Origin of the sequence: Dokdonella sp. (genome assembly GCF_044227025.1) — a bacterium.
Taxonomy (GTDB): Bacteria; Pseudomonadota; Gammaproteobacteria; order Xanthomonadales; family Rhodanobacteraceae; genus Dokdonella_A.
This window is the reverse complement of sequence record NZ_JBGAFX010000001.1, coordinates 785,928-807,870: the sequence shown is the minus strand read 5'-3', so window position 1 is coordinate 807,870 and position 21,943 is coordinate 785,928. Positions and strand designations below refer to the sequence as shown.

At 64.7% G+C, this 21,943-nt stretch carries 21 protein-coding genes and 1 tRNA gene; 11 read left to right on the top strand and 11 right to left on the bottom strand.

Going from position 1 to position 21,943, the window contains the following annotated elements; all coding sequences use genetic code 11:
• Positions 1-41: 41 nt before the first annotated feature.
• Positions 42-1,706 (bottom strand): MobA/MobL family protein, encoded by a 1,665-nt coding sequence (locus ACILRJ_RS03560; RefSeq protein WP_395680444.1) that lies wholly within the window; start codon positions 1,704-1,706, stop codon positions 42-44.
• A 189-nt stretch (positions 1,707-1,895) separates the two neighbouring features.
• Here ACILRJ_RS03560 and ACILRJ_RS03555 point away from each other — a divergent pair, with 189 nt between their 5' ends.
• The 3 genes from ACILRJ_RS03555 to traD all read left to right on the top strand — a co-directional run bounded on the left by ACILRJ_RS03555 (position 1,896) and on the right by traD (position 3,834).
• Positions 1,896-2,393, top strand: coding sequence for a hypothetical protein (locus ACILRJ_RS03555; protein ID WP_395680442.1), 498 nt, complete (start codon positions 1,896-1,898; stop codon positions 2,391-2,393).
• A gap of 692 nt (positions 2,394-3,085) precedes the next feature.
• Positions 3,086-3,517 (top strand): hypothetical protein, encoded by a 432-nt coding sequence (locus ACILRJ_RS03550; protein ID WP_395680440.1) that lies wholly within the window; start codon positions 3,086-3,088, stop codon positions 3,515-3,517.
• Positions 3,514-3,834 carry a conjugal transfer protein TraD gene (gene traD, locus ACILRJ_RS03545; protein WP_395680438.1) on the top strand — a complete coding sequence of 107 codons (321 nt, stop codon included), beginning with the start codon at positions 3,514-3,516 and terminating at the stop codon, positions 3,832-3,834. The genes ACILRJ_RS03550 and traD overlap by 4 nt, the downstream gene beginning before the upstream one ends.
• A gap of 216 nt (positions 3,835-4,050) precedes the next feature.
• Here the strand turns inward: traD and ACILRJ_RS03540 are convergent, their stop codons facing one another.
• The 5 genes from ACILRJ_RS03540 to ACILRJ_RS03520 all read right to left on the bottom strand — a co-directional run bounded on the left by ACILRJ_RS03540 (position 4,051) and on the right by ACILRJ_RS03520 (position 10,798).
• A complete protein-coding gene (locus tag ACILRJ_RS03540; RefSeq protein WP_395680436.1) occupies positions 4,051-7,128 on the bottom strand; it encodes an SIR2 family protein in 3,078 nt (1,025 codons plus the stop codon).
• Positions 7,129-7,544: 416 nt separating this feature from the next.
• Positions 7,545-8,027: a DNA repair protein RadC gene (gene radC, locus ACILRJ_RS03535; RefSeq protein ID WP_395680434.1), complete on the bottom strand. Its 483-nt coding sequence runs from the start codon at positions 8,025-8,027 to the stop codon at positions 7,545-7,547.
• 808 nt (positions 8,028-8,835) lie between these two features.
• Positions 8,836-9,225 carry a hypothetical protein gene (locus ACILRJ_RS03530; protein WP_395680432.1) on the bottom strand — a complete coding sequence of 130 codons (390 nt, stop codon included), beginning with the start codon at positions 9,223-9,225 and terminating at the stop codon, positions 8,836-8,838.
• A gap of 93 nt (positions 9,226-9,318) precedes the next feature.
• Entirely contained in the window at positions 9,319-9,756 is a 438-nt protein-coding gene (locus ACILRJ_RS03525) for a hypothetical protein (protein WP_395680430.1), read from the bottom strand.
• Positions 9,757-9,769: 13 nt separating this feature from the next.
• Positions 9,770-10,798: a Kelch repeat-containing protein gene (locus ACILRJ_RS03520; RefSeq protein ID WP_395680428.1), complete on the bottom strand. Its 1,029-nt coding sequence runs from the start codon at positions 10,796-10,798 to the stop codon at positions 9,770-9,772.
• Positions 10,799-11,048: 250 nt separating this feature from the next.
• Between ACILRJ_RS03520 and ACILRJ_RS03515 the strand changes: the two genes are divergently transcribed.
• Both ACILRJ_RS03515 and ACILRJ_RS03510 read left to right on the top strand, forming a co-directional pair.
• Positions 11,049-11,354: a helix-turn-helix domain-containing protein gene (locus tag ACILRJ_RS03515; protein WP_395680426.1), complete on the top strand. Its 306-nt coding sequence runs from the start codon at positions 11,049-11,051 to the stop codon at positions 11,352-11,354.
• A gap of 54 nt (positions 11,355-11,408) precedes the next feature.
• Complete coding sequence (locus tag ACILRJ_RS03510) at positions 11,409-12,257, top strand: hypothetical protein (RefSeq protein WP_395680424.1); 849 nt, start codon at positions 11,409-11,411, stop codon at positions 12,255-12,257.
• A gap of 380 nt (positions 12,258-12,637) precedes the next feature.
• On the opposite strand, the gene ACILRJ_RS03505 is transcribed toward ACILRJ_RS03510, so the two are convergent.
• From ACILRJ_RS03505 to rplM, 4 genes are all read right to left on the bottom strand, one after another.
• On the bottom strand, positions 12,638-14,062 hold the full coding sequence (locus tag ACILRJ_RS03505; protein ID WP_395680423.1) for a DUF6538 domain-containing protein: 1,425 nt from the start codon (positions 14,060-14,062) through the stop codon (positions 12,638-12,640).
• Positions 14,063-14,143: 81 nt separating this feature from the next.
• Positions 14,144-14,217 (bottom strand) — tRNA-Gln (locus ACILRJ_RS03500).
• Between the two features lie 113 nt (positions 14,218-14,330).
• Positions 14,331-14,723 (bottom strand): 30S ribosomal protein S9, encoded by a 393-nt coding sequence (gene rpsI / locus ACILRJ_RS03495; RefSeq protein ID WP_395680421.1) that lies wholly within the window; start codon positions 14,721-14,723, stop codon positions 14,331-14,333.
• A gap of 78 nt (positions 14,724-14,801) precedes the next feature.
• Positions 14,802-15,236 (bottom strand): 50S ribosomal protein L13, encoded by a 435-nt coding sequence (gene rplM / locus ACILRJ_RS03490; protein WP_395680419.1) that lies wholly within the window; start codon positions 15,234-15,236, stop codon positions 14,802-14,804.
• Positions 15,237-15,357: 121 nt separating this feature from the next.
• Here rplM and ACILRJ_RS03485 point away from each other — a divergent pair, with 121 nt between their 5' ends.
• Complete coding sequence (locus ACILRJ_RS03485) at positions 15,358-16,587, top strand: (Fe-S)-binding protein (RefSeq protein WP_395680417.1); 1,230 nt, start codon at positions 15,358-15,360, stop codon at positions 16,585-16,587.
• On the top strand, positions 16,584-17,228 hold the full coding sequence (gene coq7 / locus ACILRJ_RS03480) for a 2-polyprenyl-3-methyl-6-methoxy-1,4-benzoquinone monooxygenase (RefSeq protein WP_395680415.1): 645 nt from the start codon (positions 16,584-16,586) through the stop codon (positions 17,226-17,228). Before ACILRJ_RS03485 ends, coq7 begins: the two co-directional genes overlap by 4 nt.
• Before the next feature lie 87 nt (positions 17,229-17,315).
• On the opposite strand, the gene speD is transcribed toward coq7, so the two are convergent.
• Positions 17,316-18,101: an adenosylmethionine decarboxylase gene (gene speD, locus ACILRJ_RS03475; protein ID WP_395680413.1), complete on the bottom strand. Its 786-nt coding sequence runs from the start codon at positions 18,099-18,101 to the stop codon at positions 17,316-17,318.
• Between the two features lie 361 nt (positions 18,102-18,462).
• On the opposite strand from speD, the gene crp reads away from it, so the two are divergent.
• The 4 genes from crp (at position 18,463) to ACILRJ_RS03455 (ending at position 21,919) form a co-directional block, all read left to right on the top strand.
• Positions 18,463-19,077 carry a cAMP-activated global transcriptional regulator CRP gene (gene crp / locus ACILRJ_RS03470; RefSeq protein WP_395680764.1) on the top strand — a complete coding sequence of 205 codons (615 nt, stop codon included), beginning with the start codon at positions 18,463-18,465 and terminating at the stop codon, positions 19,075-19,077.
• 12 nt (positions 19,078-19,089) lie between these two features.
• Positions 19,090-19,695 carry a YdeI family protein gene (locus ACILRJ_RS03465; protein WP_395680411.1) on the top strand — a complete coding sequence of 202 codons (606 nt, stop codon included), beginning with the start codon at positions 19,090-19,092 and terminating at the stop codon, positions 19,693-19,695.
• Positions 19,696-19,754: 59 nt separating this feature from the next.
• Positions 19,755-21,194 carry a DUF5666 domain-containing protein gene (locus tag ACILRJ_RS03460; protein WP_395680409.1) on the top strand — a complete coding sequence of 480 codons (1,440 nt, stop codon included), beginning with the start codon at positions 19,755-19,757 and terminating at the stop codon, positions 21,192-21,194.
• 83 nt (positions 21,195-21,277) lie between these two features.
• The gene (locus ACILRJ_RS03455; RefSeq protein ID WP_395680407.1) at positions 21,278-21,919 is read left to right on the top strand and encodes a hypothetical protein; all 642 of its coding nucleotides are present in this window, start codon (positions 21,278-21,280) and stop codon (positions 21,917-21,919) included.
• Positions 21,920-21,943: the final 24 nt, after the last annotated feature.

Sequence of the window (21,943 nt, the reverse complement as noted above, 5' to 3'; positions counted from 1 at the left end):
AGTCCCCAGCTTCAACCAAAGGTGGCGCGGTCCGACTGCCATCATGGAGGCGTCGGGCGTCGACGCATCGAGGGCCGGTATGAAGGAGACGGCATCCCGCGGACCAGGGCGTCCATCGCCCGGGCCAGGTCCGCCTGGACGGTATCGAACTCGCCGAAGAGTGAGGGGGTTGGCGTCAGCGCGGTCGGTGCGGTTTGCGCATGCATCGCTTCGGATGCGCGCATTGCGTCGGCCGGCGCGCGCGGCGCAGCGTGCGCCTTCTTGTGCGCCCCACGTGCGCGGGCACCCGCCTCGCGCACCTCGACGTGCCGAGCCTGCCCGTCGTCCGCAACAGCGGCGCGGAGCGCGGAGCGCTGGCTACGGCGGTACTCGGCCCATTGCCGACGCGTGAGCGGTTTCTTCCACGTCGGTGGCTGCAAGCCTTCGGAGTAGGTGGGCTCCCCTGCAGCGCGGTCCGTTCGGCGCTCCGCACGAGCAAGGCGCCCCCGATCTCGCTCTTCGCGGGCCCGCGCTCGTTGGACCGAGGTCCGCGCCGCTCGTGCGTCCGGCAATCCCTTCTCGCTCCGACGGCTCGGTACTTCCCAGGAATACATTGCCGAAGAGGAGGCCGAACGTGCGGTGGCGGCGCTCGCGCCCGACTTGTTCAGGAGCTCAAAATGGGCCTGAATGGCTGATGCGTGTTGGTTCGCGGCACGGGCCATGAGATCGAGGAGATGCTCCGATGCATCGCGTTCCACGCGCGCGGTTTCATGGGCCGCTTGTGCTTGGGCGTTGAGAAGTTCGGCGTCGGCTCCCGTCGCCCGCGTGAAGGCGTTGAGCGGACCCAACCCATTGCGCGGCCGAAGCCGATCGCCAAGATTCACGCTCGACGCGCGAACGCTGCGCGCGGCTCGTGTCTGCGCAACCCGGCGCAGCACCTGCGCACGCCCGGCACCCCATGCGGTCACCTCTGCGTTGTCGCGCCGCACGGCCGCGTTGTCGACGACGATTTCGGATGCACCGCCGCGCCGCGCCATTGCCGAGGCGGCCCGACCTTGGTGGCAGGTCGGCGTACGCGTGAGCGCGACGACGCCAGCGAAGTCGCCTCGCTCCGCCGCATCCCGGGCCTGTGTCTTCAGTGGCCGGGGATCGACCTGTTTGGCGTGTCCCGCGGCAGCCAAGGCGGCGTTGATGCATTCGGCGACCCGCGACCGCATCGCTTCGGCCTCAATGGGGCCTGTTGTCCGGTCGTCGAGCACGCGAACTTTCACACCGAACCCTTCGGGACCGGCGACGCGGGTGCTCATCAGAAGATGACAATGGACGTTGCGATCGTCGCCATGCGCGTCGGGTCGGTGGACCGCCACGAGCACCGCGACGCCGTAACGGTCGACGAGGTCCTGTGCGATGTCCTGGGCAAGCCGCTCGTTCTGTACCTCGGTCAGCTCTGCGGGCAAGGCGACAACCAGCTCGCGCGCCGTTCGAGCGTTGCGCCGAACTTCCGCCTGTTCGGCGCGGCTCCAGACGGAAGCGAGGTCCAATGCCCACGAGGCGCGTACTGGAGCACGCATCGCCGCGGACACGACGCCCTTCCGCTTCGAATAGTCGTGCGCCTGGTCGGTCCGCTCGTCGTGGAGGCGCGTGCCTGCACGGTAGGCCGCCGCCGCGACCGCGCTGTGGCCGCGGGAGCGGGAGATGGGGGAGAGGCGGGAGTAGTAGATGGCCATAGGCGGTGTGAACTACACCGTACGGCAAACATCGGGATCCGCAAGGACATTGGATGTGCGAAACCGTACTATGCAACGATATGGGAGCGCATGTTGCGTGCGTCCAACAGTCTCGCGCTTCACCGATTGCGGGTGACCTTTTCTTGCTTTGCTTTTGACGCCTCCTCACTGACAAGGATCATTATGTCCGTGCGCAAGTTTGTACATTGCTATGTTGAAAAAGTGGCGCGCCAGACGCACGGCATCAAGGCAAAGAAACCGGCTCCCGACCTACCGCCGTCGTTAACATCCGCACCCTCATCCTTCAGCGAAGTTGAAAAGAGTGAGACGAGTTCGACTACTGAGTACGACTTCGAGGTCTACACGAACGCCGGGATGTTTCTGGCCAGTTTTGCGTACGATGCTTGGGCCATCTTATTCGCAGACGGCTACGATTCGTGGGTGAAACTTGATACGCAAGAACTTCCGAAGCCGACGAATTTTGCGTTGACTTCGAACACCTTTGGAGGGGGTATGCGTTGTACCGACGCCTATATAGGGAACGATTTCGTCGGTCGCTTTGCAGATGCATCCCACGCGGTGATTTTGGAGCTCCGCTTGCTTGCTGCAACAAAGGAGATTGCCGCAATGCAGAGAATTATTACGCAGCAAGCTCCGACTGATCCGCGCGCTAACTCACCGGCTTGAGGTAGTCAGGTAGTTCGGGAGGCGGCGCCAACTTGGACAATTGGAGCGGATGCTTCGCCACGTCTAGGTCTCCACGGAATGTCATGGTAGGGACGTAGTCATTCGCATGCTTTTGCCAGCTCGAAACAGCACGGCGGGTGGCTTCATCCGCCTCCGCCTCTGCATCCGCAGCGGCCAAGCGATGGAGCGCAGCGAGAAAAGCTTTGTTCCAAAACGTACTGACTTTCATAGCGCATCACCCTCAAGTCGACCTGCATTGTCTTAGCAGATTTTTCGACCTTGGCAAGGCCACCTTCCCGCGCACAGCGTCACGACGATTGGGCACGATCGCACCTTTACAAGCGGATCATCGATGCGTGTCGCATCGGGGTCCGGGGCGCAGCTCCGGCGCAACGGCCCCGCCAGGGGCCGGCAAACCCCGCAGGGAGTTTGCGTCCTTGCGCTCTTGCCTCGCCTTGATGATCGCTTCCTATCGGCCAGGCTTGAGCCCTGCCCATGGGTGCCGCTGCGACGGCATGCTCTTTCGTTTCCACATCGCGGCATCCGCTTCGAGCCAGCGCCTGTAACGTGACGGCCGTCACATGGCCACGGGCATTCAATATGCGAATCCAAAAATCGCATATTTCATGTCCTTGTGCTTCGGAGCTCGGCGTGTATTCCGAAGAGGTACTCCCCAACCAGGACGCCTCGCCATGACCACGTACGAACCCCTTCACCGCGCCGCACTTCTTGAGGCCGGCTTCGCCTTGGACCACCTTATTTGGTGCTACCGGTCCGAACTCGATCGGCTCCCGCACTTCGCGATGACGGCGGACGACATTTGCCTCCACGATTTCGCCAACCGGACGGCGTCCCTCGTCCGCACCGTTCTGGATGGCGACAACCAGCGTCGCGGCCCCCGACCGCAGTACAAGCCATCCATGGACAGCGGACAACGCCTGCGGGCGGCGATTGAGGCGCGGCGACGCGCGCGGGCGGAAGAAGCCGGCAGGGTCGCTGGCAATGCCCCGTCGGCAGCGTCGGATATACCCGAAGACGTGTCTCAAACCGACGTTCCAAGCGATACGCCGCAAGGTGATTTCGAAGAGCAGCCCACGGTGCGCTGCCGGAGGCGTCCGCGATGAGTTCGAGTTCGGACAAGCTGAGCGAACGGGTGGCATCGGCCACCCAGCGCTTGGCTGCATTGAAAGCGCGTCAACTCATGCGCGAGATGCGCAACGCTCATCTGGCGAAGCTACGGTCTAGACGGGAAGAGCGACGGAAGCGTCTTGAGTTCGGAGGTGCGGTCCTAACCGCCAAGTGTGCAGATTTCTCGTCGGTCGAGATCGTGGGCCTGCTGCTCGACGGAAAGGAACGCGTGGGTGCCTCACCCACCATGCGGTTGGCCATCCGAAAGAAGGGGCAGGAATGGTTGGAGGGCATTTCGACGAGCGCATCGTAATTTCTCGTCGGGCATGGCGAGCGCCGCTTGGTTATCGCCATGCCTTACTGGGTTGGCGGCCACCCGCTCGTTCCCTGATCACGTCGAGCCGCTGCCATCTAGGTCAAGCGTACGTGCTCGATGGCTCGCGCGTCAGAGCGCTAGGTAGTGCGCAAAACGGCCAACGTGATGCGCCGCCCGTAGCTCAACTCGAAGAACGAGGCTCAGCAGTAGCCCTCAATTGCTCGCCCAAAGAATCTCATCCACCCGCGGGCCCTTGGCCGCGAAGCCGAACAGGAAGCGAATGTCCGCGCCCACGCGCAGCGAGAGTTTTCCCACTCGAACGAACGGGCAATAAAACAGCGGATACCCTTGGACCTCCACGAAACAATAGGACGTGCCCATGCGCACCACGCGGCCGGTCAGTTGGTTCGAGCATTCGGGTCCGGATTTGGGACGGAAATTAATAGTGATCAAATCCTTGTAGGCGAAGTCGCGGCGTTCAGAGGCACCGAATGCCTCTTCGGCACGGTCGAATTGCTTATCCAGGAACAAGAGGCCGCCCAGCAGACAGATGAAACGCAGGTCGCTAAGGCCGTAAGTCTCCCCAAGGCGGAGCACGGCGATGGCCTCGGGCAACTTGGCGCCTCCGTCCAGCATGGCGAGCGCATATTCCTGCACCGCCCGGAACTCCTCCGGGTGGCCTTCAACAACGGGTTTCAAGATCGCGATGGCCTCTTGGTGTTTCCCCTTCTTTCGGTAAAGGCGGCCAAGCAGAAAGCGCGGGACAACACCAATGGGATTTTCCTTGACTGCCTTCTCAAGAGCTTTCATCCGTGCTGGCTGGTCCCCCAGCTTATGTTCGATGCTAGCGGAGACGACCCATAAAGCCTCTTTGTCCGAGCACGCGCGCAGGCCTTCGCTCACAGCTCCCTCGGCCTTGGTCAAGTAATCCGAAGACTCGTCTTCGGAAATCGAATCACGTTGCGCCCATTTTAAATACAGTTGAGCGAGCGCGGTGTGCGCGTAGTCGTCCCTGATATTTTTCTGGATGGAAGAGCGGAAGACCCCCTCGGCCTGGACCATCCTCTTGCGGGCAATATCCGTGCTCTCAATGCTGGTGGCCAGTTCGGTCAGGATGATTCCCTTGGTATGCAGCAGCACCTTGGGCACGGATTTGGGGTTGAGCAATATCCCCTCTTCAATTTGCCCCAACGCCAGTTCCGGCTTTTCGGCGCGCAACAGCATGCGAGCGTAGTGCTGACGCACATACGGGTTTTCGGGATCCTTCCGACACGCGGTCTCGAAAAAGCGTGCCTTGTCGTCAAACGAGCGGATGGAGTCAATCAGTCTGTCGGTTCGGGTGAAATGCTCGAACGCTTCCACGTCCACGCGGTAGGTCAAGTTCAACAACTCCAGCGAGCGTTGAAGGACGGCGTCCTTGCCCGCGGGCGAGCCGGAGCGCTCCCAGACGATTCGGGCAATCGTGGAGTGGCGCGCCCGAGCAGCGGTGATGCCACCCACTTGGTCGACGACATCGAAAACAATGACGCCGTTGGTCGCATCCGCGATAGCCTCATAGAAGTCGGTCAACGAGCGGTTCAGCATGTTCGCCAACGTCGCGTCACGAACGTAGGCGCCGAACTGGTAGCAGCAACAGACTGTGAGGTAGGCTTCCTTGGCCACGTCGCTGCCGATTTTTCGAAACTCATCCTCGATGATTGCGTCGAAACCAAGCCCTCGACCATCGGCGGCCTCTCGGAGAGCCACCAAAAGTTCCTTATTTGCGCGCGTCCGGATGAATGCGAAGCGCAAGTCTTCCTTCAAGTTGGCGAGCCCTTGCAGGGCATTGTTGCTCTCTAGAAATTTCAAGAGCCGTTCAATTTCTGCGTCGGAGAGCGGATCAATCTCGAAACTTTTCGACGAGATACGGAACCGAGCTTGGGACCATTCGTTCAACCGTGAGCCTAGGACGAACAGCGCCCGCGCTTTTGTCGCCCGCAACCCATTCAGCACATTCACGATGACCGCGGCGTTTTGCGGAGCGTCGTCGATGAAGAAGATGGTCGAACCACCAAATAGGGAGACAGCGAAATCGATATCGCCTTCCAAGAGCGCGGCACCGGGTCGGTGGAAAAACACCCGACCGGCCCGCTCATCGACAAGTCGAGTCGCAAGGGCCATGAGCAGAGTAGTGGTCCCGTATCCCGCGGGGCCAAGAATGGGGATGACACCGGGTTTCGCGTTCTCCCCGGTGATGTAATCCAGCGCCTCGTCAAACACGTCGTCTTCAATATCGCGTTTGAAAAATTTCCGTTCGGCCAACAGGCTCCATTTGGCACGGTCGCCGAGCAAAAAATCCTGAAGATTGGACGCGGCACTGAAATCGGTTTGATTCACGTAATCCCAGGAGTTCAACAAGCGCGTCGCCGCGGCCGGGTTCTTGTCGAAGGCTTCCCGAAGGTCATGAGGCACCAATTTTCGAAGGCGACCCAGCTTATCGGAGTCGACGGCGAGTTCGTTGAGGACCGCCTGTGTGGTGGCGACGAATCCGGCCAAATCGGTGTGAATCGTCTCGATGTTCCGACTCAACAAGATTTCTTCATCAAAGGCGTCTTCATGCGGGCAGACTCGGAACGATCGCGGCGTCCGGGATGGCGAGAACTCTTCCTCAACCTCATCGAGAACCAACGACCAGTTGGGATCCCGGTTCGAATATCCGATGTACAAAAAGGGAGACGTGGCAAAGTGATTCTTGAGCCGCTCAAAAAGCATGCGCCGCTCTTCTCGGAAGCGCGTGTAATCCTTTTCGGTGATGACCACGCGGCCGGTCGCGCTTGCCCCAAATAGTGCGCCATGAATGAAATAAATGGGCACCTCGAAATCCTGCAAAAGGTTCAACTCGCTGGTCTTGGAGATGACGCGCGGGGTTTGAGCCGGCCTAGCGCTTTTTTCGTAGGCCCTTGGTATTCCAGAATCGTAGTTGGTCGTGTAAATGGCTTGCCACCGTCGGGTCGTGATCCACCCGAGGACGTCATCCGGTTCGGAATTGGCCAACCGCTTCCTTAAAAATTCGTCCAGTTGTTCCCGCGTCTTTCGTATCTCGACGAGTTGCGACATCTTCGACAGCGATGGCGGATCTCCGGAAAAAGAAATGCTGAAATGGGCGGCCATTTCCCCGCTGAGCGCGGCGGCATCCGGGAGGGGTTTCCCATCCAGGCCCTGTAGGTGAGCGCCGATACCAGCACCGAGGAACAAGACACAGTCGCCGGATTCGATGGCCGACTTCAATGCCAATGGAATAGAGATGGTCATCCGGATTTCCCCGTGAGCAGTGCTGAGCGCGTTGAATGCAGCATCCTACTGCGGCGGCGAGAGAGCCTGAAGAGCGCCGGGCTCGATCGCTTGCGCCGCACCGCGGCGGGATTCGAGGCAACGGCCCGACGCGCGGCCACTACCCCCATCCCAAGGACATGGATAAGGTGGGACGGCTCACTCTCGACCAGCTTCGGCTTGTGTACGTCATGATGGGCCGAGCAGCTTCAATCATGCGGCCACGCCGCTAACGGCATGGGGGCAGCAGGACAATGAGCGGATCATCACCCGCCCGAGGGTTCTGATGCGCCCACTCCACTGCCGTCCCATGGGTGAAACGCCGGTGCGACGCGCCCGGGAGCGGAAGCGCATGCCGGCGCGCTGTGTGCTCGCGCCGACATGACCATCGAGGTGCCTCAGCACCATCCTCGCTGTGCCAGCGACACCGTGCCGGCTGCACCCACGACCACATGGTCCAGAACGCGGACCTCGACGAGCGTGAGCGCCTCCTTCAACTGCCTCGTGATGGCTCGGTCGGCCGCGCTTGGTTCGGGATCGCCCGAAGGATGGTTGTGCGAAAAGATCGCTGCGGCCGCGTTCCAGCGCAGCGCCGCCTTCACGACTTCGCGTGGGTGAATGGACGCGCCGTCGATGGTTCCGCGGGCAAGCGACTCGATGGCGAGCACCCGGTGCCGGTTGTCGAGCCATACCGCGTGAAACTCTTCGTGTGGAAGGTGGGCCAGCCGCATGCGCAGAAACTGCGCGCTCTGGTCCGGGCTGGTCATTGTGCCCAAGCGTTCGAGTCGGCGTTGAAGAATGTCTTCCGCGATGCCGAGGATGTCGGTTTCGCTCTGCTTGCCTCGAAAGCTATACCTGCCGAGTTGGTCGCGCACCACCATGTTCGGTCTCCTGCCGGCGCGCGGGGTGGCGCCGTGGGAAACCGGCCGCTCGGACGATGAGCGGGTAATGCATCCGCAGGACGGAAACGCAGTGGACGACGGCGAAGCCGTTGCAGCACCCGCGGTCCGAGCGAAGGTACTCCCAAGAAGGCGATGCTTCGCGCGTTGAGACGACCGCGATGACGGACGCGCCCGACACGGCATCGTAAACGTTGATGCGAAGGCTTGAGGCGAACTCACTGCCTTGGCCGTCGCGAGCGCAACGCATATGCCAATGGAAACGGGTGCCAGCGACCCTTTCGGACGCGCTTCACCACGTGCTGGCGATAGCGCTCCGGCGGCATTGCATCACCTCTGCGCTGGTGGCGGCGCCGATTGCAGAGCCAGCATGCGGCCGCGATGTTGGCGCCGCCTCGACCGCCGTCGCACTGCGCTCGAAGATGTTCCGCCGTCGCTCGCATCTGGGCGGCCTGAGCGGCGGTCAGACCGTACGCTCGGGCGAAAGCCACAGGGTTGGCGAGCCAGACAGGACCGTCGCAATAGCAGCAGCGTCCATTCTGGCGGTGAAAGGCCCGCGCGCGGGCCGTCTTGATCGAATGCGTCATGACACCACCTCTCAGCTGATAGAAAAAGGGAGAGCCCGGGATGGCTTAAAGCTCATCCCGTGGCACCCATCAGCTAAGCGGTATGGGCACAACGTCCGCGGCGCTCGCCTGCGGACGCCGCCGTTTTAGGACAATCAAGCGCGTCGTGCAAGGCGCGCTGCGCTAATGCGCCGTGTGTGCACCAAGGGCGTCAGCGCGCGCCCTCAATGCGCGGGCGTCAGACGGGTCTCTTCCAGCGCGGCACGCTGCGTGGCGCTGGCGCCCGTGCAGTCATGGCTCTGGTACGTGCCCTTCACGTCGAAGAGGAACCGGCACGTCTGGCTTTCGCTGTCGGTGCGGCCCTTGAACCAGTTGAGCACCGGGACGAAGTTTGACGCCTGCGCCGTGCGCTTGCTGAAGACGTAGAGCAGCACGCTGCCGCTCGGTGCGCTGCTTTCGGAATACGGGGCGCCGAGCTTGGACACGGCCTCGGCCTTCGTCGTGCGCCCTTTGATGAAGTCGGTGGTCTGGTCGGCGTCGATGCGCGTGCCTTGCGTGGCCGTGCATCCCGCCGCGACCGCCGCCAATACAACCGTCACACTTTTCTTGAACATGTGCTTCCCCTTGATTTGTGGCGACGCGTGCGCGCGTCGCGATGGGTGATGGCCCGACGGCGAATGCCGGAGCGCCGACTGCCCAGGGGCGCGCTACCCATTCATCCAGGTCGTCAAACGCGCTTGCCACTGGCTCGCCAGCTCCTTGTCGCGACCGAACGACACCCGCACGACGGGCACTGCCAGATCTGCCAGACGGATGACGATCGCGTTGTTCCAGAACTCCAGCTGTGTATGGCCCTGGTTGACCTCTCTCCATTCGTGCTTCCAGCCCCGCACGTCGGCTTTGTCGATGAGTCGGTGGCCGTGTTCGTCCGTAGCGACCCACAACCAGCTGTGCGTCGCGTCGATCGCGATGCCCGGGCCGCTCACCGTTGGCTCAAACGGACGTTCCGCCGTGCCTTTCGCGCCCCACGCTGCGTTCCATTCCGGCGCCAACGCGCCCTTCCCTCCGCCGCGGCGCGCGAACACAACCATGCACCAGACGAGAAACACCACCGCCACCAGCACCATCACCGCGGGACCGTTCATGTCATCCTCCCAATCATTCGAAATCTGCTGAGAAAAGGGCGTCGCTCAGGAACACCTCGGCACTCGTCGTCCACTCGCTTGCCGATATGCGCCCGCCCGCCACCAGCACGCGTCCGCCAGGCAGTGCCGTGGCCGTATGTCCATAGCGCGGCACTATCAGCGGCGGCCCCACGCGGAACGCATCGAGCACCGGGTCGAAGATTTCGGTGGTCTCGATTGGACTGTTCCAGTCGTCGACGCCACCGATGGCCAAGACGCGCCCATCGTCGAGCGTGGTCAGCGCGTGCTCGAAGCGGGCGGCCGCGAGGCGCTGCGTCCATCGGTTCGTCGCGGGGTCGTACACGTCGGCGTCCGGTGCCAAGCGTGTGCTGCCTAGGAAATACGTCTGACCGCCTAAGACGATCACACGACCATCGTGGAGCCGCGCTGCCGCCGGCATGAAGCGACCGTGCGTCGCTGCGGCGAAGCAGCCGCCAGCGGTAAACGCTCCAGTCGTTGGGGCGTACACCGTTGCGCAGGGGTCAGCGTTTCCGGTCGCGTCGATGCCACCCGCGATGAGCACCCTCCCGTCGGCGAGCAGCTCGGCGCTGCCGCCCGCGCGCGGTCGCGGCATCGACCCGGTCGCTGTGAACGCGCCGGTCGCAGGATCGTAGATCTCGGCGCTGTTCGTGGGCGCCGCATCGGCGCCGAAACCGCCCGCCACCAGGATGCGGCCGTCCGCCAACGCGGCAGCCTGCTCGAACCGGCGGGATGCGTGAAGGGCCGGTCCCCATGCCCACGACCGTGTCTCAGACACGTAGCGCACCGTCCGCGCGTCCGTCGGGTCGCCACCGACCAGCAACGCGTCGCCGTCCGGCAAAGCGAACAGGTGGCCGTTGAAGCGCGGCGAAGGAATGGGCGCGGTCGCGCTCCAGGTGCCCGCAACCGGATCGTACGCGTCCCCGTCGTACGAGGGGCCGTAGAGCACGACTGTCCCACTGTTCAGCAGGGCGCCGGCACTCGCGTAGCGCGAGAACGTCATATCGGCGACCGGCAAGAACATCCCGTCGGATGCGTCGGCCGCCAAAGCGGGCAGACCGAGGCACGCCGCCGCTAGAACCACCCCGAGAAGTGCCCCGCTCCGGGCCATACCCTCCCGCTGTCCACCACTCATGGTCCTGCTCCCTGTCCGGCGAGCGGCACCTGGCCGGACTCGCGGTGACGAGCAAGGTTACCTGAAAAACAGGTTATGATCTGAATTTTAGATATACGGGATACAGGTACTAGGTTCGCTGCCCTCCGGAAGGAAGGCCATGCGACCATCTCTCTACTCCGTTGCCCAGCAGGAAATCGCCGCGCTGCTGCGGGACCTGCGCACCAAGAGAGGACTGACGCAAGCATGGGTTGCCGCGCAGCTCGACCGCCCGCAGACCTACGTCTCGGACCTCGAACGGGGCGTGCGCTCGGGCACGCTGCTCCAGGTACGGGAACTGGCGGCTGTCTACGACGTCCAGTTCGTGGCGTTCGCGCGCGAACTGGAAAAGCGCATCGCCCGAGCCACGTCGAAGACGAAGAGCACCGCCAAGCCAGGCGACTCGAAGGGTTCTCGCAGGGGTTGAGGAGAGCGACGGCCAGCATGGGGCATCACCGAGCACAGGAACGGGACGGCTCGAATGCTGCTGATCGCGCGCGAACGACGGCATTCCCAGATGGGAATGGACAATCCCTCGCCGGTCCGCCGAAGTAGGCCCATGAGCTCCGCGTACGACCGCATCCTCCTGACGCTGTACAGCCGAGTCGCGGAAGCCGACTGGGCCACCGATCTCTTAGGCGAGATCACGCGCGCGACGAGAAGCCGCTCCGCCGCCATCGTCGCGGTGGATCTCACCCGAGGGCGCGACAGCCTGCCCGCGTTCGTCGGTGCGGAGGCGGCGTCGGCCGTGGCGTACGAGAGCCGCTACGCCGCGCACAACCCGTGGCGACCGCCCCCCGGTGAAGCGCAGGGCCCGGGCAAGCTGCGGGTATCCGATGACGTGCTGTCGCTTTCCGAACTCAAGCGCACCGTGTTCTGGGACGACTTTCTGCGCCCGATGGATGTCGCGCACGGCGTGGGCCTCGTTGGTCTGCACGATCGCGCGCACGTCGCAAGTCTTACCTTGCTGCGGGACGAACGGCGCGGGCCCTACCGCGGCGCCGAGCTCGCACTGCTGGGTCGCCTCGCGCCGCACTGGGTCGTCGCGTGCCAGCTGCGCGAACGACTGGGTCTCCTCACCGATGCCGAGCGCGGGCTGGTCGATGTCCTCGATGGGTGGCCACGGCGGTGTTGTTGCTCGACCAAAACGGCGTGCTCGTTCGAGCGAACGCAGCGGCCGATGCTCTACTCGCCCGAGAAGATTGGCTCGCCATCCGCCGCGGGAGGCCCGCCGCGCTCCACGGCCAAGGCACCTTGCTCCTCGCTCAAGCGATCGACGCCGCAGCGAACGGTCCTTCTGTTCACGCGATGGCGATGGCAGTGCGCCTGACGGACGCCAGCGGACGAACGGTCGCGCACGCAGCAGCTCACCCCATCATGAGCGGGCAATACGGCGGAGCGGTGCGCGTCGCATTGTTCGTTCAACGCACCGAAGCGAAAGCCAGCCGGACGACGCTTAGGCGCGCGCTGCGTGATGCGTACGGACTCACGGAGCGTGAGGCAGAACTGGCGTGTCTGTTGGACGGCTCGCGCAGCCTCGCGGACGCGGCGGATGCCATGTGCATCACACTGGGCAGCATGCGCACGAGGCTGAAGACTGTGTGCGCGAAGATGGGCGTCCGAGGCCAGACGGGCCTATTGCTCGCGATGCAGTCTCTGCGCTCCGCTCTAGGAAGCCATCGCGGATAGATGCGGGCCGAAAGACAACCATCAGACCGACAGTGCGCGTAGCACCGCGATGTCCAGCCACTCGCTCCACGACAGCGCCGGGAAAACGGTGGCCAGTTCCTCGGCAGTCCACTCCCGCATGTAGATTTCCTCGTGGACGTCTTTGTCACCCACCTCATGCCCCACGAAGGCCCTTCGCAGTTCACCCGGCACCTTCGCGCCTTGCATCGCCTGCACGACGTTCTTACGCAGTGAATGAAAGCCAATCCGGCCATTCTCACGGCGCGGCTTCACGCCGAGCTGCTTGAGGTAGTAGGAGAACGCTTTCGAAATCGCATTTCCCGAGCCCGCGTTGCCGTCGATTCGCATGTGCGGGAACAGGCGTTCTGCGCCATCCTTCTTCAAGCGCTCGATGTACTTAAAAAGACCCAGTTCAATGAGGTCCGGATGCAAGGGCACTTTGCGCTCCGACGACTCCGTTTTCACGGACTGCCCATCGCTGTCCGCGCGGATGAACACGAACGGTTGTGCGCCTTCAATGCTGAAGTCCCGCAGGTACAGCTGGGCCACTTCACCCACCCGTGCGCCGGTGTAGAGCCCCAGGAGCGCCCCCCACCGCGCGTGATCGCTGGTCAGCCGTCGGAAGTTTTCGGGCGCGAAAAGGCGCTTGAGGTCGTCGAGCTCAAACGGTTCCCAGGTGTGACCCTCCGCTTTTCTCCGTCGCTTCTCTTGCTTGCTCATCACAACGAGCCCTTTGACAGGGTTCTTTCCTTGCTCGATTTCACCGCGAGCGATGAGCATCTCGAACAGTTGCGCTACATGGCTGACGTTGTTCGCGGCGGTGCGCTTCGCCATGCCGCCGGCAATGAGGTTGGTCGACCATGCAGCCGCCTGCGGGCGGGTGATGTCGGCGACGGGTGTCGCGGCACCCATCGTTTCCAGGAACGACGCGAACGCGCGGGCGCGCTGTCGACGCGTGTTCGGCGTCAGGCTCGGGCCTTCCGTCAGCTCGTACGTCCGCAGCGCTTCGCCGAGGCTCATGCTCACTCGCTTCGGCGGCGGTGGTGGTGCAAGGCGCTCGGGCAACGGCGCAGCGAAGACCACCTTCATCGCGGCGAGGGCCGCCGCGGCATCCTCGGCTGTGCCGTCGGTCTTGATTCGGGTCGGCACCCGGGTCGCCGGGTCGAGCTCCAGCTCGAAGGGGCGGATGCCGCCTTCGCCTGCCTGCCTCACCAGGTCGTCGATGGATGGGGGTTTGGGCACACCGTCCTCCGTGACGCACGCGACGGCGGCAGCGTAGCGCGCGGCCAACGCACACGCACGCAGGGCGGCCTCCCGCGCGTCCCGCGTCGCGAGGCTCCGTTTGACGACGCGCACGCCCAGCGCCGCCTGGAGCGCCGCAGGGACCTTGAGGCGGAAGTGGTAGGTGCCCGAGGGGGTTCGAACCAGGTAGTGCGGGATGCGCATGGCTTGAGTGTCCAAGCCGGTGACCACGCGCACGAGGGCTAGAAACGAAAAAGCCCCTGTCGAAACAGGGGCTTAGACGTGTGGCTGGGGGACTAGGATTCGAACCTAGATAAACGGAGTCAGAGTCCGTTGTCCTACCATTAGACGATCCCCCAATACGGGCGGGATTGCGCGGATGCCACGGCGGGGCCGTCTGAGCTGGCTTCCACATCCCCGGGCCGGCGAACCGGCCCGACGCTTGCGCCGATGGCGCAAGCGCATAGACCGATCAGCGCTTGGAGTACTGCGTCGCGCGGCGGGCCTTGTGCAGACCGACCTTCTTGCGCTCGACTTCGCGCGCGTCGCGGGTCATGAACCCGGCCTTGCGCAGCGGCGACTTCAGCGCCTCGTCGTACTCGACCAGCGCACGGGCGATGCCGAGGCGGATCGCGCCGGCCTGGCCGGTCATGCCGCCGCCTTCGACCGTGACGAGCACGTCGAACTTGTCCTGGTTCTGGGTCAGCTCGAGCGGCTGGCGCACGATCATGCGCGAGGTCTCGCGACCGAAGAAGTCGTCGAGCGTCTTGCCGTTGACCATGATCGCGCCGCTGCCCTTGCGCAGGAACACGCGCGCTGCGGAGGACTTGCGACGGCCGGTGCCGTAATTCTGCGTGATAGCCATAGTGATTTCGCTGCTGTTATTGAAAAGTCCGCACCGGAAAGTGCGGGCTCCTGCGAGGGACTCGCGTGGTTTCCCGCGTTACGCCTTGATATCCAGGACCTGCGGCTGCTGCGCCGCATGCGGATGCTCGGTGCCGGCGTAGACCTTGAGCTTGCGGTACATCGCGCGGCCGAGCGGATTCTTCGGCAGCATGCCCTTCACGCCGATCTCGATCACGCGCTCCGGATGACGCGCCAGCATGTCCTTCAGCGACGTCGTCTTGAGGTTGCCGATGTGACCGGTGAAGCGGTGGTAGTTCTTGTCTTCCAGCTTGTTGCCGGTGACCGCGATCTTCTCCGCATTGATCACGACGAGGTAGTCGCCGGTATCGACGTGCGGGGTGTAGATCGGCTTGTGCTTGCCGCGCAGGCGGTGCGCAAGTTCGGTGCACAGGCGGCCGAGCGTCTTGCCGGCGGCATCGACCACGTACCAGTCGCGTTTGACGGTTTCAGCCTTGGCGCTGATCGTATTCATATCCGTAAGACTCTGGCTGGGCCCCGAAAGAGGGCCATTAAATGAGGGCGCGGGAGGATAGCGGAAGTCCCCCAGGCTGGCAAGCCGGGGACGCGATCCAGTGCAAGCCGCGAATGTTAGCATGAATCGCATGCCCGTCCCTCTTTCCGGCCTGACCGGCGGCACCGACCGCCTGGCGGCCCTCGCCGACCAGTGCGTGATGTGCGGCCTGTGCCTGCCGCACTGCCCGACCTACCGGCTGGAACGCGTCGAAGCGGAGTCCCCGCGCGGGCGCATCGCGCTCGCCCGCGCGCTCGCAGACGGCCGGCTCGACCCGACACCCGCCGCGCTCGCCCATCTCGACCATTGCCTCGGCTGCCTGTCCTGCCAGAAGGTCTGTCCGTCGGACGTGCAGTACGAGGAAATCCTGGTACAGACCCGCGCAGCCTTCGTGCCGCGCGCCACCGGGCTGGCCACCTGGTTGCACGACCCGCAGCGGCTGACCATCCTCGCCCGACTTGGCGCGGCGACCGGGGCAGCCCATTGGGCGCCCTGGATCGCGCGCCTGCTGCCGCGCGGGTCGCGCTGGCGACGGCTCGCGACGACCGTGCCCGGCGTGCCGCCGATTCCGCGCGCCGCCGGGCCGACAAGAGTGGCAAAAGCGTCGCGGGTCGCACTGTTCCGCGGCTGCGTGGCCAGCGTATACGACCGCGACACGCTCGCCGCAGCCCGACGCCTGCTCGAAGCCAGCGGCCATGCCGTGGTCGAACTCGCCGGAACCCGCTGCTGCGGCGCGCTCCCGCGCCATGCCGGCGACCTCGCGCGTGCATCGGCCGAATCCGCGACAACGCGCGAAGCGCTGTGCGAAACCGGGGTCCAGGTGGTCCTGAGCTGCGCCAGCGGTTGCCACGGCGACCTGCGCGATCAGGTCGCCGCCGGCACCGGCCTGCGGGTGCTCGATGTCCACGCCTTTCTCGCGGACGACCCCGGCTTCGCCGCGCTGCGCTTTCGTCCGCGTGCGGCGCGTGCCGCCCTGCACCTGCCATGCACCCAGGTCAATGTCGTTGGCGCGACCGCGCCGATCCGCGACCTGCTCGCTCGCGTGCCGCAACTCGAAGTGCTTGCGCTGCCGGAACAACCGCGCTGCTGCGGCGCCGCCGGCAGCTATTTCATCGAGCACCCGGTGTTCGCGGATCGCCTGCGCAAGGAGAAGCTGGAACAGGTCGCGCTGCTCGCTCCCGAACTCCTGCTCACTACCAACATCGGCTGCCGCATCCACCTTGGCAACGGCCTGCAATCGCGCGCCGACTCCGTCCCCGTGCTCCACCCGCTGGCCTTGCTCGCGCAACAGCTGGAGAATCCGTCGCCATGATCAAACGCCCACTGTCGCCTCTCGACCGCCTGCTCGTCGAGATCGGGCGCGCACTGGAAACCGTATCGGTATCCAGGCCGACCGCTTCAACGCCCTCGCCCGCAGGCAATCTCGCCGATGGAACAGACGACGAAGCGCAGCGCCGCCACGCCGCCGGCCTGATGCGCATCAACCATGTCGGCGAGGTCTGCGCGCAGGCGCTCTACTTCGGCCAGGCCGCGGTCGCGCGCGACGAGGGTTTGCGTCGACAGATGCTCGGTGCCGCCGCCGAGGAAACCGATCACCTCGCCTGGTGCGGCGAGCGCCTGGAAGAACTGGGCAGCCGCGCCAGCCTGTTCAATCCGCTCTGGTATGCCGGCGCGTGGGTGATCGGTGCCGGCGCGGGCCTGATCGGCGACCGCATCAGCCTCGGCTTCGTGGTCGAAACCGAACGCCAGGTCGAAGCCCACCTCGGCGAACACCTGCAAGCCCTTCCCGCCAACGACGCACGCAGCCGCGCGATCGTCGCGCGCATGAAAGAGGACGAGGCACGCCACGCCGAACACGCGCTCGCCGCCGGCGGCATAGCGCTGCCCGCGCCGATTCCGGCGTTGATGCGGTTTGCGTCGAACGTGATGAAGGCGGTGGCGTACCGCTTGTAGCGCGGTGATTCGTGATTGGCGAACCGTGGTTCGGAAATGCAGAAGCGCGGCAATACCGAATGCCCTGCAAATCACCAACCACGGGCCTCACATCAGATTACGCCCGTGGAACAGCTCCTCGATCTCGCGCTTGAGCAGTTGCTCGATGCGCGCGCGTTCCTTGAACGAGAGATCGTCGGCCTGTGCCTCGAAGAGGTACGTGTCGAGGTCGAAGTCCTTCACGTGCATCTTCGTGTGGAAGATGTTTTCCTGGTAGACGTTGACATCGAACATCTCGTACTTCTGGCGGATGTGCTTGGCCAGGTAGTCCTGGATCGAGTTGATCTTGTGGTCGATGTAATGCTTGCGGCCCTTCACGTCGCGGGTGAAGCCGCGCACGCGGTAGTCCATCGTGACGATGTCCGACTCGAAGCTGTCGATCAGGTAGTTCAACGCGCGCAGCGGCGAGATCACGCCGCAGGTGGCGACGTCGATGTCGGCGCGGAACGTCGCGATGCCGTTGTGTGGATGCGTTTCCGGATAGGTGTGGACCGTGATGTGGCTCTTGTCCAGATGCGCGACCACCGCGTCGGAGATCATGTCCTTGCCGAGCTTGTCGACGACAGGATGCTCGGAAATCAGGATCGTCACCGAGGCGCCCTGCGGATCGTAGTCCTGGCGCGCGATGTTGAGGATGTTCGCGCCGATGATCTCGGCCACGTCGGTGAGGATCTGGGTCAGGCGATCGGCATCGTACTGCTCGTCGATGTACTCGATGTAGCGCCGGCGCTGGTCCTCCGACACCGCATAGCAGATGTCGTAGATGTTGAAGCTGAGGGCCTTGGTCAGGTTGTTGAAGCCCTGCAATTGCAGGCGCGGGATCGGTTTGACCACGGCTCACCACCTCGAATGCGGCATGGACGACGAAGGGCCGTCCGTGGAATCCGCGACGCCCCGCCAAGGGGGCGGATTATGGGCCAAGCGGCAGGCCGATGAAACCGAGTCGGCGCCCGCACCGGGCAATCCGTCGCCACCCGCGGCGCGAATTGCAATAAGATGATTCGTCCGGCCCTGGCGGGCTCGCAAACGCATGGATGCCCGTGCGTTCCGCCCTGGGCCTGTTTGACCGCCGCGATACCGTGCGGAAGGGGAACCGATGGAAGCGCAAGGCAAGATCGCCGATTTTCGTTACAACCTGCAACGCGAGATCAATCGCGTGCAGGCGCCCGCCATGCTGACCCCGGATCGGGCCGCGATGGAGCGTTTCCTCGCCGCCTGCCACCGTCGTCGCTACGCGAGCAAGACCGCGATCATCCGGCCCGGCGATTCGGCCAACATCCTCTACTACGTGATCGACGGCTCGCTGACCGTCTCCTCCGAGGACGAGGAAGGCCGCGAACTGATCCTCGCCTATCTCAACCGCGGCGAGTTCATCGGCGAGATGGGACTGTTCGTCGAGACGCCGCGCCGCGAAGTGATGGTGCGCACGCGCACGCCGTGCGAGCTGGCCGAGATCGGCTACGAACGCATGTTCAACCTGTTCGAAGGCCCACTGCGCGACGAATGCCCGAAGATCCTGTTCGCGATCGGCTCGCAGCTGACCAACCGCCTGCTGCACACCTCGCGCAAGGTCAGTCGCCTCGCCTTCATGGACGTTACCGGCCGCGTGGCCAAGACCCTGATCGACCTGATCGAAGAGCCGGATGCGATGACCCATCCAAAAGGCAAGCAGATCCGCATCTCGCGCCAGGAGATCAGCCGCATCGTCGGCTGCTCGCGCGAGATGGTCGGACGCGTGCTCAAGCAGCTCGAGGAACAGGGCATGATCGAAGTCTCCGGCAAGACCATCGTGGTCGTCGGCACGCACTGACGAATTTGCGTCATGGTCACGCGCGATCCGCGCATCGACGCCTACATCGCGAAATCCGCCGAGTTCGCGCGGCCGATCCTCGAGCATCTGCGCGCAGCAGTGCATGCCGCCTGCCCCGAAGTCGAAGAGACGCTGAAGTGGAGTTCACCGCACTTCACGTACCGTGCGCGCCTGCTGTGCGGCATGGCCGCGTTCAAGCAGCACGTCGCATTCGGCTTCTGGCTCGGCAAGCTGGTTGCGGCAACCGGCAAGGATGACGAGGCGATGGGCCAGTTCGGTTGCATCACGCGCATTGCCGACCTGCCGTCGAAGAAGAACCTGACGAGCCTCGTCAGGAAGGCGATGGTGTTGAACGAGGCCGGCGTCACGTCGCCGAGCCGCACCAAGGCCGCGAAGCCGCGACCGCCGGCCGAAGTGCCCGCGGATCTCGCCACCGCACTTGTGAAAAATCGCAAAGCACGTGCGACCCTCGATGCGTTCAGCAACAGCAACCGGCGCGAATACATCGAGTGGATCGGCGAGGCGAAGCGCGATGCGACGCGCGCGCAGCGTCTCGCGCAGACGATCGAATGGCTGACCGAAGGCAAGCCGCGCAACTGGAAATACATGAACTGCTGAATGGCAATCTCCCCGCGCGCGGCGGGCAGCGGCATACTATGTCGAACTGGGGGTTCGTCATGTGGAAGTTCGTAGTCGCTTCATTCGCTTGCATGGGCAGCACGCTCGCGTTCGCTGCCGACGTGCTCGACGTCAACGGCCACACAGTCGTCGTCGATTCGCAGACACAGGTCGTCGTCGATGACCAGCCGCTCGCGCCCGGCGCGCCCTTGCCCCTCAAGCGAGGCATGCGCATCGAGGCGACCTACGCGACGACGGTGGCGCCACGCGGCGTACCGGCCGCGGCTACCGTGGTGTTCTCGTATGCCGAGCGCGGGGCGGTCACCTCGATCGATCCGCTGCGCGTGCTCGGCCAGGAAGTCACCGTTACGGCCGATACCGGGCTGACCGGCGTGCCCGGCGGCTCGATCGGCAACATCGCGCTCGGCGACCACCTCGACGTCAGCGGCTACGTCGACACGAACTCCAGCTTGCTCGCCTCGTTCATCGAATACCTGCCGACGCCGACGCCACGCTGGCTGCTGTCGGGCTATGTCAGCGCGGTCAACGGCAGCGAAGCAATGCTCGGCCCGCAGCGGGTCAGCCTCGCCGGCGTCACGCCGATAGATTGCGGCGCGGCGGTCGCCGTGGGTCAGTTCGTCGAGATCCGCGCGGATGCGATCGCCGGCTTCACTGCCGCCTCGTTGCTCGACACCGTCACCCGCCTCGCCTGCGTGAGCCCGGTGCCGCTCGGCACGCCCGGAGCCCTGGGTGCGCTTACCGGCGTCGTCGGCGCCGCGTTGTCGCCGACCTCGTTCGCGTTCGGTCCGTACGTCGTCAGCTACGACAACACCACCGAATTCCGCTTCGGCAGCGCGGACGATCTGGTCCCCGGCGCCGCGCTCGAAGTGGATGGCGTGTTTGGCGCGAATCTCGCGTTCGCGGCGCAGGGTATCCAGTTCAATGCGCCGATGATCCGCCTCGAAGGCCCGGTCGCACCGGCGGACGTCCAGCCCGGCGCGAGCGGCAGCGTGACCGTGCTCGGCAACAATGTGCGTCGGGCGGCGCAGCTGCGCGACGACGACGCGATCTATGCGAGCGGCATCGCGCAGCCGCGGCAGGTCGAGCTGCGCGGTTACCTCGATCATCTCGGCGGCCGCTGGGCAACCCGCGCACGCCTGCGCGGCGCCCCCGATCCCGCCAGTTCACGCGCGGGCGGCCCCGTCACCAGCGTCGCGCGCCCGCTGTTGTCGGTGCTCGGTTTGACCCTGGACAGCACCGGCGCGACGTTCGAGGATCCGGCCGGCAACGCCATCGACGGCGACATGTTCTTCGCCCTCGCGCTGCCCGGCGCCAGCGTCGAGCAGAGCGGCAGCTGGAACGGCATCGACACCCTGAGCGGCGGCGTCGTCGCGCTGATCGCTCCGCTTGACCCGCCGGTACCCGCGGGCGCACCCCGCTCGCTGATCGTCGGCACCTTGCGCGGCGGCGATCACCTCTTCGCGAACGGTTTCGATTGAGGGAGTCCTCCGCTTCGTTCAACTGCGAGCCGGCAGGTTCGTGCGAGAGTGGTCGCCGCGACAACGGCCACCATGAGGTGACAATGAGCAAGCAGGTTCCCGCGCGCCGCGTCGACGAGGATGCGAACTCGACCTTGGGCGAGCGGCTCACGCGTGCCGTGCTCGACCTCGCGGGCCGGATTCCGGCGACCAAGGAGCATGCGATCCGCAGTCCGGAGGATCGCGTGCGCGCAATAGCGGCGGCGGCCGCGAACAAGGCCGCGCTCGCTGCCGGAACGCTGGCCCTGCCGCCCGGGCCGCTCGGCTGGCTCACGATCGTGCCGGAACTCGTCGCGATCTGGGGCATCCAGCGCCAGATGGTCGCCGACATCGCCGGCGTCTACGGCGTCAGCGCGGATCTGACCCGTTCGCACATGCTGTACTGCCTGTTCCGCCATGCGGCGGCTCAGGCCGTGCGCGACATCGGCGTGCAGGTCGGCGCACGCCTGCTGGTGCAGGACCTGCCGCTGCGCGTGATCGAACGCATCGCCGCTAGGATCGGGATGAGCCTGTCCAAACGCCTGGTCGGCCGCGGCATCACGCGCTGGCTGCCGGTCATCGGCGCGCTCGGGGTCGGCGCCTATGCCTACTACGACACCGGGCAGGTCGCGCGCACCGCAATCGCGTTGTTCTCGGGCGAGCAAGTCGCGACCTCGCGCCGCCTGCGCACCGGCACGCGCAGATAGTCAGCTCGGCGCACCGATTCCGGT